Below are 14,468 nucleotides of genomic sequence, written 5' to 3'. Positions count from 1 at the left end.
AATATGGCGCCCCCATATGCCATCCACACGGATGGTGACGGGATGGTCGCGATGATGGATGTGATGGCACGGCCGAAGCCCACGCGGGCGGCGGCGCGGCAGCCCGAGAGCGAGAAGATCACGATCAACCTTGGGCATGTCGACCTCGGGCACGTCGACCTGCTCGTGGCCGAAGGGGTGTTCTCGAACCGCAGCGACTTCATCCGCACCGCGATCCGCAACCAGATCGAGCGGCATGCCGACGTGACGCGCCAGTCGATGGCGCGGCGCAGCGTCGAGCTCGGCCTGCGCCACATCGACCGCGCCAGCCTCGAGGCGGCCCGGGCCGAGGGGCGGATGCTGGACATCCGCGTGCTCGGCCTCGCCACCATCGCCGACGACGTGACCCCCGACCTCGCCCGTGCGGCGATCGCCTCCCTCGACGTGCTCGGCAGCCTCCAGGCCAGCCCCGCCGTCCGCGCCGCGCTGGCCGACCGGCTGCGCTGAGGCGCTGCCGCGCCTCTGCTCCGAGCCTCCGCTCCGAGCCTCCTGCCCTATTCCGATCCGCCCACGGCGATCCCCAGGACTTCCCATGACCGACCATTCCGACTCGATGCGCGACCGCTTCGCCGACATGATGGAGGCGACCCGGCTGACCGGTGCCGGCCGCCTCGCGGAGGCGACCGACCTGATCCAGCGCAGCCTCGGCGGCCACGCGACGCCGCGGGACACGCCGCAGGACACGCCGAAGGCGATCGAGCCGCCGACCCTCGACCTGACCGCCGAGCGCATCGACGACGCCCCGCGATCCGCGCCCCGGGCCGAGGCGAAGGTCGAGGCCGCGCCCAAGCCCGCGGCCGCGCCCAGGCCCGAGGCCGCGCCGAGGAGCGCTTCGCCCCGAGCCGAAACCGCGTCGGCCGGCCCGATCCCGGAGAAGCTGCGTGCGGCGGTCGACGGCGTCGTGCGCGGGCTGGCGCCGGTGCTGAAGGGCCTGAGCGCCAAGGGCTTGAACACCAAAGGCCTCAACACGAAGGGGCTGGCGCCCGGCTTCGGCTTCGCCAAGCCGCCGATGCCGGGCCGCTCGGCCGAGCCCGCCGAGGGCGAGGGATCGCTCGTCACCAAAAGCTTCGCCGGGCCGGCGGGTGCGCGCGAGTATCGCCTGTTCGTCCCGAGCCGGCCGCAGAATCCGGCCGCGCTCGTGGTGATGCTGCACGGCTGCAACCAGACCGCGGACGACTTCGCCGTCGGCACCGGCATGAACCGGCTGGCGGAGCGCGACGGCGTGCTCGTCGCCTACCCGGTCCAGACCGGCCGCGCCAACGCGCAACGCTGCTGGAACTGGTTCGAGCCGCGCGACCAGGGCCGCGAGACCGGCGAGGCCGCGATCATCGCCGGGCTCACCCGCGCGGTGATGGCCGAGCACGCGATCGACCCGGACCGCGTCTTCATCGCCGGGCTCTCGGCCGGCGGGGCGGCGGCGGCCAACATCGCCCGCGCCTTTCCCGATCTCTACGCGGCGGTGGGCGTGCATTCCGGCCTCGCCGCGTCGTGCGCCCGCGACGTCGGCTCGGCGATGATGGCGATGCAGATGGGCGCGGCCGGCCCCGGCGGCACCCGCGTGCCGACGATCGTCTTCCACGGCGAGGACGACACCACGGTGAGCATCCGCAACGCCGACCAGGTGCTGGCACAGGCGGGCGCCGCGGCGCTGACGCCCTCGCGCGAGCAATTCGACGGCGACGGCCATCCCTACACCCGCACCCGCTACGCCGACGCGGCGGGCCGGGTGATGCTGGAGGATTGGCGGGTGCGCGGCGCCGGCCACGCCTGGTCCGGCGGCGACCGGGCCGGCAGCTTCACCGATCCGCACGGGCCCGACGCCTCGCGCGCGATGCTCGACTTCTTCGCCGCGCATCCCAAGGGGGTCTAGAGCATTGTCTTCACGCGAGCCGGGATCCACCTCGCTGGAAAATGCTCGAGCGGCCGGGCGCCGTCCCGGCGACGGCGTGGCCCGGTTGCAACGCCGAACCTGCGATCGTGCGGTGCCCGCGATCGGAGGCGGAGGATCGGCCGCGATCCGTGCATGGTCCGTTTGCCGGCGAACCGCGTCGGCGGAGGAGGCTTGCGTGCCGGTGTCGGGTTGGAAGGTGGCGCTCGTGGGCGCAGCGGTGGCGTGCGCCGCGCACGGAGCCGCCCGGGCGGGCTCGGCCGCGCAGCCGGGCCAGACCGTCGGCCTGCCGGCCGGGTTTCCGCTGGCGGAGGGGCTGTACCTCATCGACACGTCGAGCTTCGGCGTGCGCGACACGCGACCCCGCGACTCGGAACTCAACGTCAACCTGCCGTCCATCATCTGGGCGACGCCGTGGCGGGTGCTGGATGCCCGGCTCCAGTTCACGGTGCTGCAGCCGGTGACCGCGACGGCGCCGAACGGCGCGCGCTACCAGAGCGGGTTCGGCCAGACCCTGCTCGCGGCCCAGCTCGCCTGGGATCTCGGCCAGCATGTCGGCGTCAGCTACCTGCTCGGCGCCTACCTGCCGAGCGACACCAAGGTGGTGATCCGGAACCCGGTGCTGCACCAGCGCTTCGCCGCGACCTACAACGGCGACGGCTGGAACCTGACGGCGCATTTCCTCTACGGGATCTTCTTCGACACCACCTCGCCCACCGGCACGTACTACCCGGACTTCCTCAACCTCGACCTGACCGCGACGAAGAAGTTCGGCAAGCTCGAGGTCGGTGCCGTCGCCTTCGGCTCCACCGACCTGCCGACCGGCCGGGCGAGCTACCAGCGTCAGGGCCAGTTCGCCGTCGGCGCCCTCGTCGGCTACAATTTCGGGCCGGTGAACCTGCAGGCCTACGTCACCCGGGACGTCGCCGAGCGCAATTACGGCGGCTTCGACACCCGCGGCTGGCTGCGGGCGATCGTGCCGCTGGGCAAGCTCGACGATCAGCCGGGCGACAAGACGGACGGGCCGCAGCCCGAGCCGCTGCTCGCCAAGCGCTGACGCCGGCGCGGCCGGGAGCTCACACCGCGACGTTGTCGATCAGACGGGTCTTGCCGAGATAGGCGGCGGCGAGCACGCGGGCCGCGCCGTCGACGCGGGCGAGCGGGGCCAGCGTCGCCGCATCGCAGACGGCGAGGTACTGCACGGCGAATCCCGCGGCCTCCAGCGCGGCGATCCCGCGCGCGATGGCGGGTGCCGTCTCGCCGCCGTCCCGCGCCTGCGCCGCGATGTCGGACAGGACCGCGTGGAGCTTCGGCGCGGTCGCCCGCTCGGCCGGCGCGAGGTAGCGGTTGCGCGAGGACAGGGCGAGGCCGTCGGCCTCGCGGATCGTCGGCATGCCGTGGATCGCGACGTCGAGGTCGAGGTCGGCGACCGCCCGCCGGATCACCTGCAGCTGCTGGAAATCCTTCTCGCCGAACAGGGCGGCATCCGGCCGGACCTGGTTGAGCAGCTTCGTCACCACGGTGGCCACGCCCGAGAAGTGGCCGGGGCGGAAGGCGCCGCACAGCCCCTCGGTGAGGCCGCCCACCTCGATGCGGCTCGAAAACCCCGGCGGGTACATGGCGGCCGCCTCGGGCATCCAGGCCGCGTCCGTCCCGGCCTGCGCCAGCAGGGCGAGGTCGCTCGCGGCGTCGCGCGGATAGCGGGCGAAATCCTCGCTCGGGCCGAACTGGGTCGGGTTGACGAAGACGCTCGCCACCACGCGCTCGCCCAGGGTCCGCGCATGCGCGATCAGCGCGAGGTGGCCGCGATGCAGCGCGCCCATGGTCGGCACCAGCACGACGCGGTCGCCGGCCGCGCGCCACGCGGCGACCGTCTCGCGCAAGCGGGCGAGATCGGTGATGGCCTGCGTCTCGGGGGTGGGATGGGCTGGCATGGCGGGCTCCGGCGGCGGCGTCGAGCGCTGCCTTAAGCGCCCTCTTCGCCGCATGCCAGCATGCGCCTGCGATCTGCGCCGACCCTGCCGAAACGATGATGCATCCGGGCCGTGCCTTGCGTCCAAGAATGCACGTCTGCAGACGCGGTGAAGCGGCGCGGATTCGCGGCGACCTCAGGTCCCCGCTTCTGGCGGAACAAACTCGCCGCGCTCATCGGCAATACGGCAGCAGGGGCCGGCCGAACGGGTCGTCGACGCCCGGCGGGGGCGTGAGGCCGTAATAGCTCGGCTTCGACAGGCCGTAGGACGAGCCGACGTAGCTCGGATCGTCGGGCGCGTTGGTCGGCACCGGCGCGCGGCGCGGCAGGCAGGCGACCCGGCGCGGGGGCGGGGCGGCGTGAAGCAGGACGCCGTCGCTGCCGTCGCCGCGCGGGAAGTAGCGCGGCGCGCTCGCGACGGGGCCGCCATAGGCCGGCCCCGGCTCGGGGGCGAACAGGTCGGCCGCGCCGGCGGGCCCCACGGCGAAGCCGCAGAGGAAGCAGGCCCGGATCATCGCTCTCGCGCGCATGCGCCCGTCGTCCCCCGACCCGCGGAAACCGGGCACGCGGTGCCAGTGTCGGCGCAGAGGGTGAACCGATCGTTACCGATCGGCCAACGCGACCAGCCGGGCCTGGAGCACCGTGACGAGGTCGGCGGTCGCGAGCCGCAGCTGCAGGCCGCGCCCGCCGCCGTTGACGTGGATCTCGGTGCGGCCGGCGAGCGACCCCGCATCGATCAGCACCGGCACCCGGCGCTTGGCTCCGAGCGGGCTGATCCCGCCGACGTGGTAGCCGGTGATCCGCTCCGCCTCCGGCGGCTTCAGCATCGACGCCGCCTTGCCGCCCATCGCGGCGGCGACCCGCTTCATCGCCACCTCCCGGTCGGAGGCGACGAGCAGGCAGACCGGCTGGCCGTCGACGGCGGCCATCAGGGTCTTGAGGATGCAGCCCGGCTCGACGCCGAGCGCCTCGGCCGCCTGCAGGCCGATGCGCGGCGCCTCCGGGTCGTAGGCGTAGCCCACCATCGCGTAGGCGATGCCGGCCTTGTCCAGCGCCCGCGAGGCGGGGGTCGCCCGCGGCGTCGCCTTGGCCATCACACCGCCTCCGCCAGGATGCGGCCGATCTCGGCATGGGCGGCGTCCCGCGCGGCCGGCGGCGCCTCCGAGCCGGTCAGGAACACACCCGCGAGGATCGGCGCACGGCCCGGCGGGTGCAGGATCGCCACGACGTTCGATGTCGCGTTGTCGCCGCTGCCGGTCTTGTCGCCGACCGGCCAGGCGGGCGGCAGGCCGGCACGGAGCTTGGCCCCGCCGGTCTCGCAGGCGACCATCCAGGCTTCCAGCCGCGCCCGGTGCGGCGGGGCCAGCGCGTCGCCGAGGAGGCAGCGGTCCCGCGTCCGGGTGATCGCGGCCGGGCTGGTGGTGTCGCGCGGATCGCCGGGCAGGGCGGTGTTGAGGGTCGGCTCGGTCCGGTCGAGGCGGGTGACCGCGTCGCCCTGCCCGCGCAGCCAGGCGGTGAGCGCCGCCGGTCCGCCCAGCGCGTCGAGGAGCAGGTTGGCCGCGGTGTTGTCGCTCCGGACGATCGCCGCCGCGCAGAGCCCATCGACGGACATCTCCGCATGGCCGCCGCCGGCCGCATCCAGGGCCGAGCGCGTGACCGGGGCGTAGCTCTGCAGATCGTCCGCCCCGTAGGCGATGCGCCGATCGAGCGTTTCGCGGCCGGCGGCGACGCGGGCCAGGATCGCCGCCGCCGCCAGCACCTTGAAGGTGCTGCACAGCGCGAACGCTTCGTCCGCGCGGTGGCCGAGGAACACGCCCGTCGCGTCGCGGAACGCCACGCCGACCCGACCGCCGAGGCGCGCCTCGAGCGCCCCGATGCGCCCGGCGGCGGCGGCGAGGCGATCGGAGGCGCGGGCGGAGAGCGCCGGCCCGGCGAGCGCCAGGCCGGCGACGACCGCGCGACGGGTATGGGCCATGGCGTGCTCCCTCCGGACGGGTTTCGCGGCGCCGCGGTTTGCGCAACGTCGTCGGCCGAGGCAAGACCCTTTCGCCGGGATGCGGCCGATCGATGACGGCCGCCCCCGCGCGGATGGGCGGATGCCGGGATGCCCCGGGCCCCCATCAGCGATCCGAGCATGAGCGATCCGACCATGAGCGATCCCCCCACCCTGTTCGCCCCGGCCTCCGGCTTCGCGCGCGCCGCCATCGCGGTGATCCGCGTCAGCGGCCCGGATGCCGGTGCCGTGCTCACGGCGCTTGCGGGCCCGCTGCCGGCGCCGCGCCGCCTCTCGCTGCGGACGCTGCGCGACCCCGCCGACGGCGCCATCCTCGACCGGGCGCTGATCGCCTGGATGCCCGGGCCGAGCACGGTCACCGGCGAGGACATGGCGGAGCTGCACCTGCATGGCGGCGTCGCGGTGCGGGCCGGCGTGATCCGCGCGCTCACCGCCTTTCCCGGCTGCCGCCCGGCCGAAGCCGGTGCCTTCACTCGGCGGGCCGTGCTCAACGGCCGGATGGACCTGACCGAGGCCGAGGGCGTCGCCGACCTGATCGAGGCCGAGACCGAGGCTCAGCGCCGTCAGGCCCTGCGCCAGCTCGACGGCGCTCTCGGCCGGCAGGTCGCGGCCTGGCGCGACGAGGCGATCGATTGCCTGGCCGCCGCCGAGGCGGCGCTGGATTTTTCCGACGAGGGCGACGTCGACGACGCGGCCCTGGATCGCGCCCTGTTCGACCGCGCCGCCCGCCTGCGTGCCGCCATCGCCGCGGCGCTCGCCGACGGGCGGCGCGGCGAGCGGGTGCGCGAGGGGTTCTGGGTCGTGCTCGCCGGGCCGCCGAACGCCGGCAAGTCGACGCTGCTCAACGCGTTGAGCCGGCGCGACGCGGCGATCGTCTCGCCGGTGCCGGGCACCACCCGGGACGCGATCGAGGTGCGGCTCGATCTCGGCGGCCTGCCGGTGATGCTGGTCGACACCGCGGGCCTGCGCGAGACGCACGATCCGGTCGAGGCCGAGGGCATCCGGCGCACCCGCCGCCGGATGGCGGAAGCCGACCTCGTCCTGATGCTGGTGCCGCCGGGCCCGGAGGCGACCGAGCCTGCGGCGACCGGCCGGGTGCTGCGCGTGCGGACGAAGGCGGACCTCGCCGACGGGTCCGGCGGCGGCCTCGCCGTGTCGGCGCTGACGGGGCAGGGGATGCCGGCGCTGCTCGAAGCCATCGCCGCGGAGGCCGAGGCTGCGCTCGGCGGCGGCGATGCGCTCATCACCCGCGAGCGCCACCGCGACGCCCTGGAGCGCTGCGTCGCCCATCTCGACCGGCTGCCCGCCGTCGCCGCGATGCCGGAACTGGTGGCCGAGGATCTGCGCCTGGCCGTCCGCGCGCTCGGCGAGGTCGGCGGCCATGTCGGGATCGAGGCGGTGCTCGATCGCCTGTTTTCCGGCTTCTGCATCGGCAAGTAGCCCGGCTTTCCCCCTTCCGTGCGCGGGAGAGAGTGGCGGCTCGATGCTGTCGCGCGGCACCGACTCAGCGCGTGCGTCGCGCGGGCTGGTCGCCCAAGGCGATGTCGACAGACGACGCCGACGATGTCGACCCTGTCACCGGCTTACGCGAAACACGCCCGATGTTTCACGTGAAAACCCGATCGCGTGTCACGAGCGGGTCAGGAACATGCCGGTGAGCAGGAAGCCGAAGCCGGAGAGGCCGAAGACGCCTTCCTTGCGCTGGCTCGGATCGATGAAGTGGGCGACGGCCCCGCCGGCGCAACAGAGCGCACCCAGGCCGATGGTGATGATGTGCATCATCTTGATCCTCGTTGGTCGCCCTCGCACGTGCGAGGTCTGCGATGTCACGAAATCCCGGGTGGCCGGGACGGACGCCGTTGTCCGTTCATAAGTCGTTCACAGATCGTCGATGACACGCGATCGTGAGTCCCGCAAGGGGTTTCATCGCGAGTCGGCATCGAAATTCGCCATGATCGACTGCCGAACGCAGTCGACCATCGTGCGGCAAGGCTCGGGCCGGATGGATCGACTGATCGAATGCAGTATTCGTTGCCGAAGGCGACGGCACCGTGCCTCTGGATGGGGCACGATCGATGCCATCCCGCTCGGCGGATCCCGGGCGATTGACCTTTCCGCAGCGCGGCGGCACATCCCGCGGATGCGTGAGACGTCTCCACAGGCCTTCGATGTCCTCGTCGTCGGCGGCGGCCATGCCGGCGTCGAGGCGGCGGCGGCCGCCGCCCGGTGCGGCGCACGCACCGCCCTGGTCACGCACGATCCGGCGACCATCGGCGCGATGTCGTGCAATCCGGCGATCGGCGGCCTCGGCAAGGGCCATCTCGTGCGCGAGGTCGACGCCCTCGACGGCCTGATGGGCCGGGTCGCCGACGCGGCCGGCATCCAGTTCCGGCTGCTCAACCGACGCAAGGGCCCGGCGGTGCGCGGGCCGCGCACCCAGGCCGACCGCAAGCTCTACGCGGCGGCGATGCAGGCGGCGGTGGCCGAGACCCGGAACCTGACCGTGGTCGCAGGCGCCTGCGAGGATCTGGTGGTGCGGGACGGGCGCGTCGCCGGGATCGTGCTCGGCGACGGGCGTACGCTCAGCGGCGGCGCGGTGGTGCTCACCACCGGCACCTTCCTGCGCGGGTTGATCCATATCGGCCCGGTTCAGATCCCGGCCGGCCGCGTCGGCGAGGCGCCGGCGGTCGGGCTGGCCCGGACCCTCGACCGGCTCGGCTTCCGGCTCGGGCGCCTGAAGACCGGCACCCCGCCGCGCCTCGACGGCCGCACCATCGACTGGTCGGGATTGGAGATGCAGGCGGCCGACGCCGAGCCGGTGCCGTTCTCGACCCTGACCGAGCGGATCACCACGCCGCAGATCCGCTGCGGCATCACCCGGACGACGCAAGCGGTCCACGACCTGATTCGCGAGACCCTGCACCTGTCGCCGATGTATTCCGGCGGCATTAGCAGCCGCGGCCCGCGCTACTGCCCGTCGATCGAGGACAAGGTGGTGCGCTTCGGCGACCGCGAGGGCCACCAGATCTTCCTCGAGCCCGAAGGCCTCGACGACCCGACGATCTACCCGAACGGCATCTCCACCGCGCTGCCGGAGGCGGTGCAGCACCGGCTCGTCGCCCTGATCCCGGGCCTGGAGGCGACGCGGATCCTACGGCCGGGCTACGCCATCGAGTACGATTACGTCGACCCGCGCGAGCTCGATGCCGGGCTCCAGGCCGAGCGCCTGCCGGGCCTGCTGCTCGCCGGGCAGATCAACGGCACCACCGGCTACGAGGAGGCGGCGGGGCAGGGGCTGGTCGCCGGGATCAACGCCGCACGGATCGCCGGCGGCGCGGCGGTGGCGACCTTCGACCGGGCCGAATCCTACCTCGGCGTGATGATCGACGACCTCGTCACCCATGGGGTGAGCGAGCCCTACCGCATGTTCACCTCGCGCTCGGAGTATCGCCTGAGCCTGCGCGTCGACAACGCCGACGAGCGCCTGACCCCGCGCGGGGCCGCGCTCGGCTGCGTCGGGACCCGGCGGGCGGCGCACTTCGCCGCGTCGCAGGCCGAGCTGTCGGCGGTACGCGCCCGCCTCGACGCGCTGACCCTGACGCCGACCCAGGCGCAGGCCCACGGCCTCGCGCTCAACCAGGACGGCATCCGCCGCACCGCCTTCCAGATCCTTTCCTATCCCGATCTGGACTGGGGCCGCTTGGCTTCGGTCTGGCCCGAGCTGAGCGCGGTCTCGCCGCGGATCGCCGAGCGCCTGCGGACGGATGCGACCTACGCGGTCTATCTCGACCGGCAGAATGCCGACATCGCCGCCTTCCGCCGCGACGAGGCGGTGAGCCTGCCGGTTCGGCTGGATTACGGGCGCATCGCCGGGCTCTCCAACGAGATGCGGATCAAGCTCGAGACCGTGCGGCCGGGAACCCTGGGGCAGGCGGCGCGGATCGAGGGCGTCACCCCGGCCGCGCTGACGCTGCTCGCCGCCCATGCGCGGCGTCGTGAGGCGGTGGCATCGTGAGGATGGTCCTAGCCGCAACGCGCGTCTTCCCTCCCCCTTCTGCGGGGGAGGGTACCCTGCGGAGCAGGGGGGGAGAGGGGAGCGCCGCGTCCGGCACTGTCGCTCCCCTCTCCCGACCCTCGCTGACGCGAGGCCCGCCCTCCCCCGCAGAGGGGGGAGGGGAACCCGTGGATGTCGTCCGAAGCCTTCCGGGGGCGTCGCGATGAGCGCCGACCGCGACCGCGTGCTCGCTGCCGCGAATGTTTCACGTGAAACAGCGCAACGGCTCGATCTCTACGTGGCGCAGCTGGCGCGCTGGCAGACGATCAAGAACCTGGTCGGGCCGGCGACCCTGGCCGAGGTCTGGACGCGGCACGTGGCCGATGCGCTGCAGCTGCTCGACCTGATGCCGGAGGCGCGCCGCTGGCTCGACCTCGGCTCGGGCGCCGGCATCCCCGGGCTGATCCTGGCGATCGCCGGGCCGCCCGGCATCCGCGTCGACCTCGTCGAGAGCAACGCCCGCAAGTGCGCCTTCCTGACCGAGGCGGCCCGGGTCACCGGGGCGCGGGTAACGGTCCACAACGCGCGGATCGAGGCGGTGATCGGCGATCACCACGGGGTCGACGTGGTCTGCGCCCGGGCGCTCGCGCCCCTCGACCAGCTTCTCGCCTGGACTGAGCCACTGTTGAAAACGGGCACCACCGGGCTGTTTCCGAAGGGACGGGAAGCGGTTGCGGAATTGACCGATGCCGCGGCGCGGTGGACAGTCGGCCACGATCTCATTCCGAGCCGAACCGAGTCGGCCGCCCGGATCGTCCGCGTCACCGCCCTCGCTCCCAAGAGCCCCTAGCTCTCGAGAGCCTGCCACTCCCCCCAAGCGTTCCCGTCTCCCAGGCGCCCATGACAAGCGACGCGACTCCCCATCCCGCTGCCGATGCCGCGCCCGCGCGGCCGCTCCGGGTGCTGGCGCTGGCCAACCAGAAGGGCGGCGTCGGCAAGACCACGACGGCGATCAACCTCGGCACCGCGCTCGCGGCGATCGGCGAGCAGGTTCTGGTGATCGACCTCGACCCGCAGGGCAACGCCTCGACCGGGCTCGGCATCGACCGGCGCGCCCGCCGGGTCTCGACCTATGAGGTGATGGCGGGCGAGGCGTCGCTGGCCCAGGCCGTGGTGCCCACCGCGGTGCCGCGCCTGTCGGTGGCGCCCTCGACCATGGACCTGCTCGGCCTGGAGCTGGAGCTGGCCTCGCTGCCCGACCGGGCGCACCGCCTGCGCAACGTGCTGCGGGGCCTGCGCGACGCGAACGCGACGCGCGACGTCAGCTACGTGCTGATCGACTGCCCGCCCTCGCTGAACCTGCTGACCATCAACGCGCTCGCCGCCGCCGATGCGGTGCTGGTGCCGCTGCAATGCGAGTTCTTTGCGCTCGAGGGCCTGAGCCAGCTGCTGCGCACCGTCGAGCAGGTGCGCGGCGCCTTGAACCCGAAGCTGACGATCCAGGGGATCGTGCTGACGATGTTCGATCCGCGCAACAACCTGTCGACGCAGGTGGTGGCGGACGTGCGCGGCTTCATGGGCGAGAAGGTCTACGAGACCATGATCCCGAGGAACGTCCGCGTGTCGGAAGCGCCCTCGCACGGCAAGCCGGTGCTGCTCTACGACCTGAAATGCGCGGGCTCGCAGGCCTACCTGCGGCTCGCCTCGGAAGTGATCCAGCGCGAGGGCCGGGTGCCGGCGGCGGCGTGAGCGGTCGCGGCCCGCCCGTTTCGGCGGGCGGATGCGGCCCGGGACGGTTCGGGTGTACGGCGTAACGATGCGTAACGGAGTAAGTGGGTGAGCGGGATGGCGGACGAGGTGGCACGGCCCCGGCTGGGGCGGGGGCTCGCGGCCCTGATCGGCGATTTCGGGGATGCGGGCAACGAGGCGGGCAAGGTGCAGGCGCAGCGCAAGGTCGCGGTCGAGTTCCTGCGGCCGAACCCGCGCAACCCGCGCCGCAGCTTCAGCGAGACCGACCTCGACGAGCTCGCCGCCTCGATCCGCATGCGCGGCATCATCCAGCCGATCGTGGTGCGGGCGCTCGGCGAGGTGCCGGGCACGTTCGAGATCGTGGCGGGCGAGCGCCGCTGGCGCGCGGCTCAGCGCGCCGGGCACGACGAGGTGCCGGTGGTGGTGGTCGAGATCGACGACCGCGCCTCGCTCGAGTTCGCGATCCTGGAGAACATCCAGCGCGCCGACCTCAACGCCATCGAGGAGGCCTCCGGCTACGAGCGGCTGATGAGCGAGTTCTCCTATACGCAGCGCGAGCTCGCCGAGATCCTGGGCAAGAGCCGCAGCCACCTCGCCAACACCCTGCGCCTGCTCAACCTGCCGGCGAAGGTGCAGGAGCGGCTGGTCGCGGCCGAGATCACCGCCGGCCATGCCCGCGCGCTGCTCGGCGTGCGCGCGCCCGAGCTGGTGGCCAAGCGCATCGTCGAGGAGGGGCTGACGGTGCGCGACGTCGAGGCGATCGCCGCGTCCGAGCAGCAGCCCGACGACGTGCCGCGGCCCGGCCGGCCGCGTGGGCTGACCGAGAAGACCGCCGAGGTGCGCTCGCTGGAAAGCCGCCTCGCCCTGGCGCTCGGCCTCGGCGTGACCCTGAAGGCGAAGTCGTCCGAGGCCGGCGAGATCCGGATCCGCTACGGCACGGCCCAGGAATTCGAGGATCTCTGCCGCCGCTTCCAGGTGCTCGACGCCGGCTGACCGGCCGACGCCGGACGCCTCATCGCGGCGTCCGGATCTCTTGCCCCTGCGTCCGATCCCGGGACGGATGCGGGGCCGAGCCTTGTGACGGCGGCGTGCGCGCGCCTAGAAGCGGGCTGCGTCCACCGTCCGGGCGCGCGTTCCATCGGTCCACGCCGTGGCGTTGCGGCGGGGCCTGCAGGCTCGCATTCGGGCCTCGGTGCCGGCCTCCGGCCGTTCGCGCGGCCCGTTCCTTCCTTCGCACGGACACCTCCATGCCCCGCCTCCGCACGATGATCCTGGCCGCAGGCCTTCTCGCGATCCCCGGTCTCGGCCTTGCCCAGACCAGCTCCATCCGCGAGGCGCTGAAGCAGAACTGCACCGGCGATTACCTCGAGCATTGCAGCGAGCACCCGCCCGGCGGCCCGGCGGTGGAGGCCTGCTTCCGGGCCAACCTGAGCAAGCTGTCGCCCGAATGCGCCGCGGCGATCGCCCTCTACAAGCGCGAGACCAAGGGCCGGCGGATCTCCGAGGGGCGGTGAGCCGGCCCTGGCCGCCACCGCGCCGGTCCGGGAGCAGATCGCGCACCGCCTCGGACGGGCGGCACGGACGGACGCCCCCCGGGGCGACGTCGATCGGCGGGGCTCCGGGGGCCGTCGCGTCAGCGACGGCGTTCGTCATCGGTAAGGATTCGGCAGGCGTCGAGAGCGGACAGGGCCGGCGCGCAGACGTCCGGGTGGCCCTGGCAGCAATCGCGCATCAGGAACTGGATCAACCCGCCGAGCGCCGGGTAGGCCGCGCTGTAGAGGATCGAGCGGCCCTCGCGCCGGGACGCGATCAGCCCGGCATGCGCGAGCTCCTTCACGTGGAACGAGAGGTTCGAGGTCGAGACGCCGACCGCGCCGGCGAGGGCACCGGCCGCGACGCCGTCCGGCCCCGCGGTCACGAGATGGCGCACGATCCGGAGGCGGTGCGCCTGAGCGAGCGCGCCGAAGGCGGCCAGAGCTTGCGCTTCGTCCATCGTCGGTCCAATATTTCAATGAATATTGAAACATAACGGACGCCCGACGCGTGGACAAGCCGCCCTTCGCCGATCTGCCCAACATCGCCGCCGAGCACTTCGCCGTGCCGACGCCGGGCACCCTCGCGCCGAAGACCGGCTTCGCCCATCCGCCGCGATTCCTCATCCTGTACGGATCGCTGCGCGCGCGCGCCTTCAGCCGGTTCCTGGCCGAGGAGGCGGCCCGCCTGCTCGCGGCGATGGGTGGCGAGGTGCGGATCTATCACGCCGACGGCCTGCCGCTGCCGGACGACGCCACCGCCGACCACCCGAAGGTCCGGGAGCTGCGCGCCGCCTCGCTGTGGTCGGAGGGGCAGGTCTGGGTCAGCCCGGAGCGCCACGGCACGCTCACCGGCGTGATGAAGAGCCAGATCGACTGGCTGCCGCTCTCGGAGGGCTCGGTGCGCCCGACGCAGGGGCGCACGCTCGCGGTGATGCAGGTCTCGGGCGGCTCGCAATCGTTCAACGCCGTCAACGCGCTGCGCGTGCTCGGGCGCTGGATGCGGATGATCACCATCCCCAACCAGTCCTCGGTGCCCGCCGCCTACACGCAGTTCGACGAGGCCGGCCGGATGAAGCCGGGGCCGCTCTACGACCGCGTCGTCGACGTCTGCGAGGAGCTCTACAAGTTCACGCTGCTCACCCGCGAGCGGGCCGACCTTCTGGTCGACCGCTATTCCGAGCGGAAGGAGCGGGCGCCCGCGCGCCTCGATGCGGTGGCCGCCGACATCGGGTTCGCCAAGCCGTAGGCGGCGGCCCGGCCGGCTTCGGCCGGATCAC

At 73.2% G+C, this 14,468-nt stretch carries 16 protein-coding genes; 10 read left to right on the top strand and 6 right to left on the bottom strand.

Features of this window, described 5'->3' with window-relative positions; all coding sequences use genetic code 11:
• Nucleotides 1–51: 51 nt before the first annotated feature.
• From MKK64_RS06975 to MKK64_RS06965, 3 genes are all read left to right on the top strand, one after another.
• Entirely contained in the window at nucleotides 52–486 is a 435-nt protein-coding gene (locus tag MKK64_RS06975) for a CopG family transcriptional regulator (protein WP_147844625.1), read from the top strand.
• Nucleotides 487–592: 106 nt separating this feature from the next.
• Nucleotides 593–1,909 (top strand): alpha/beta hydrolase family esterase, encoded by a 1,317-nt coding sequence (locus tag MKK64_RS06970; RefSeq protein ID WP_409566039.1) that lies wholly within the window; start codon nucleotides 593–595, stop codon nucleotides 1,907–1,909.
• A 202-nt stretch (nucleotides 1,910–2,111) separates the two neighbouring features.
• Complete coding sequence (locus MKK64_RS06965) at nucleotides 2,112–2,984, top strand: transporter (protein ID WP_243932955.1); 873 nt, start codon at nucleotides 2,112–2,114, stop codon at nucleotides 2,982–2,984.
• Between the two features lie 19 nt (nucleotides 2,985–3,003).
• On the opposite strand, the gene panC is transcribed toward MKK64_RS06965, so the two are convergent.
• The 4 genes from panC to bla form a co-directional block, all read right to left on the bottom strand.
• Nucleotides 3,004–3,861: a pantoate--beta-alanine ligase gene (gene panC / locus MKK64_RS06960; RefSeq protein WP_243932953.1), complete on the bottom strand. Its 858-nt coding sequence runs from the start codon at nucleotides 3,859–3,861 to the stop codon at nucleotides 3,004–3,006.
• Between the two features lie 211 nt (nucleotides 3,862–4,072).
• Nucleotides 4,073–4,429 carry a hypothetical protein gene (locus MKK64_RS06955; protein ID WP_409565997.1) on the bottom strand — a complete coding sequence of 119 codons (357 nt, stop codon included), beginning with the start codon at nucleotides 4,427–4,429 and terminating at the stop codon, nucleotides 4,073–4,075.
• 72 nt (nucleotides 4,430–4,501) lie between these two features.
• Nucleotides 4,502–4,993 carry an aminoacyl-tRNA deacylase gene (locus tag MKK64_RS06950; protein ID WP_147729711.1) on the bottom strand — a complete coding sequence of 164 codons (492 nt, stop codon included), beginning with the start codon at nucleotides 4,991–4,993 and terminating at the stop codon, nucleotides 4,502–4,504.
• Nucleotides 4,993–5,874, bottom strand: coding sequence for a class A beta-lactamase (gene bla / locus MKK64_RS06945; protein ID WP_243932944.1), 882 nt, complete (start codon nucleotides 5,872–5,874; stop codon nucleotides 4,993–4,995). Before bla ends, MKK64_RS06950 begins: the two co-directional genes overlap by 1 nt.
• Nucleotides 5,875–6,048: 174 nt before the next feature.
• Here bla and mnmE point away from each other — a divergent pair, with 174 nt between their 5' ends.
• The gene (gene mnmE, locus MKK64_RS06940; RefSeq protein WP_243932943.1) at nucleotides 6,049–7,353 is read left to right on the top strand and encodes a tRNA uridine-5-carboxymethylaminomethyl(34) synthesis GTPase MnmE; all 1,305 of its coding nucleotides are present in this window, start codon (nucleotides 6,049–6,051) and stop codon (nucleotides 7,351–7,353) included.
• 189 nt (nucleotides 7,354–7,542) lie between these two features.
• Here mnmE and MKK64_RS06935 read toward each other — a convergent pair whose 3' ends face one another.
• The gene (locus MKK64_RS06935) at nucleotides 7,543–7,695 is read right to left on the bottom strand and encodes a hypothetical protein (RefSeq protein ID WP_243932941.1); all 153 of its coding nucleotides are present in this window, start codon (nucleotides 7,693–7,695) and stop codon (nucleotides 7,543–7,545) included.
• A gap of 358 nt (nucleotides 7,696–8,053) precedes the next feature.
• Here MKK64_RS06935 and mnmG point away from each other — a divergent pair, with 358 nt between their 5' ends.
• From mnmG to MKK64_RS06910, 5 genes are all read left to right on the top strand, one after another.
• Nucleotides 8,054–9,928 carry a tRNA uridine-5-carboxymethylaminomethyl(34) synthesis enzyme MnmG gene (gene mnmG / locus MKK64_RS06930; protein WP_243932939.1) on the top strand — a complete coding sequence of 625 codons (1,875 nt, stop codon included), beginning with the start codon at nucleotides 8,054–8,056 and terminating at the stop codon, nucleotides 9,926–9,928.
• A 202-nt stretch (nucleotides 9,929–10,130) separates the two neighbouring features.
• Complete coding sequence (gene rsmG / locus MKK64_RS06925) at nucleotides 10,131–10,757, top strand: 16S rRNA (guanine(527)-N(7))-methyltransferase RsmG (protein ID WP_243932937.1); 627 nt, start codon at nucleotides 10,131–10,133, stop codon at nucleotides 10,755–10,757.
• 50 nt (nucleotides 10,758–10,807) lie between these two features.
• Complete coding sequence (locus tag MKK64_RS06920) at nucleotides 10,808–11,656, top strand: ParA family protein (protein WP_147728222.1); 849 nt, start codon at nucleotides 10,808–10,810, stop codon at nucleotides 11,654–11,656.
• 96 nt (nucleotides 11,657–11,752) lie between these two features.
• The gene (locus MKK64_RS06915) at nucleotides 11,753–12,649 is read left to right on the top strand and encodes a ParB/RepB/Spo0J family partition protein (RefSeq protein WP_243933093.1); all 897 of its coding nucleotides are present in this window, start codon (nucleotides 11,753–11,755) and stop codon (nucleotides 12,647–12,649) included.
• Between the two features lie 254 nt (nucleotides 12,650–12,903).
• Entirely contained in the window at nucleotides 12,904–13,170 is a 267-nt protein-coding gene (locus MKK64_RS06910; RefSeq protein ID WP_147728221.1) for a hypothetical protein, read from the top strand.
• 119 nt (nucleotides 13,171–13,289) lie between these two features.
• Here MKK64_RS06910 and MKK64_RS06905 read toward each other — a convergent pair whose 3' ends face one another.
• Nucleotides 13,290–13,649 (bottom strand): ArsR/SmtB family transcription factor, encoded by a 360-nt coding sequence (locus MKK64_RS06905; protein WP_243932931.1) that lies wholly within the window; start codon nucleotides 13,647–13,649, stop codon nucleotides 13,290–13,292.
• 50 nt (nucleotides 13,650–13,699) lie between these two features.
• Between MKK64_RS06905 and arsH the strand changes: the two genes are divergently transcribed.
• Nucleotides 13,700–14,437: an arsenical resistance protein ArsH gene (gene arsH / locus MKK64_RS06900; protein WP_147844016.1), complete on the top strand. Its 738-nt coding sequence runs from the start codon at nucleotides 13,700–13,702 to the stop codon at nucleotides 14,435–14,437.
• Nucleotides 14,438–14,468 lie beyond the last annotated feature (31 nt).

Source organism: Methylobacterium sp. E-025, from assembly GCF_022829705.1.
Taxonomy (GTDB): domain Bacteria; phylum Pseudomonadota; class Alphaproteobacteria; order Rhizobiales; family Beijerinckiaceae; genus Methylobacterium.
Note: the sequence above shows the minus strand (reverse complement) of the source record. Positions and strands in the feature narration are given on the sequence as shown.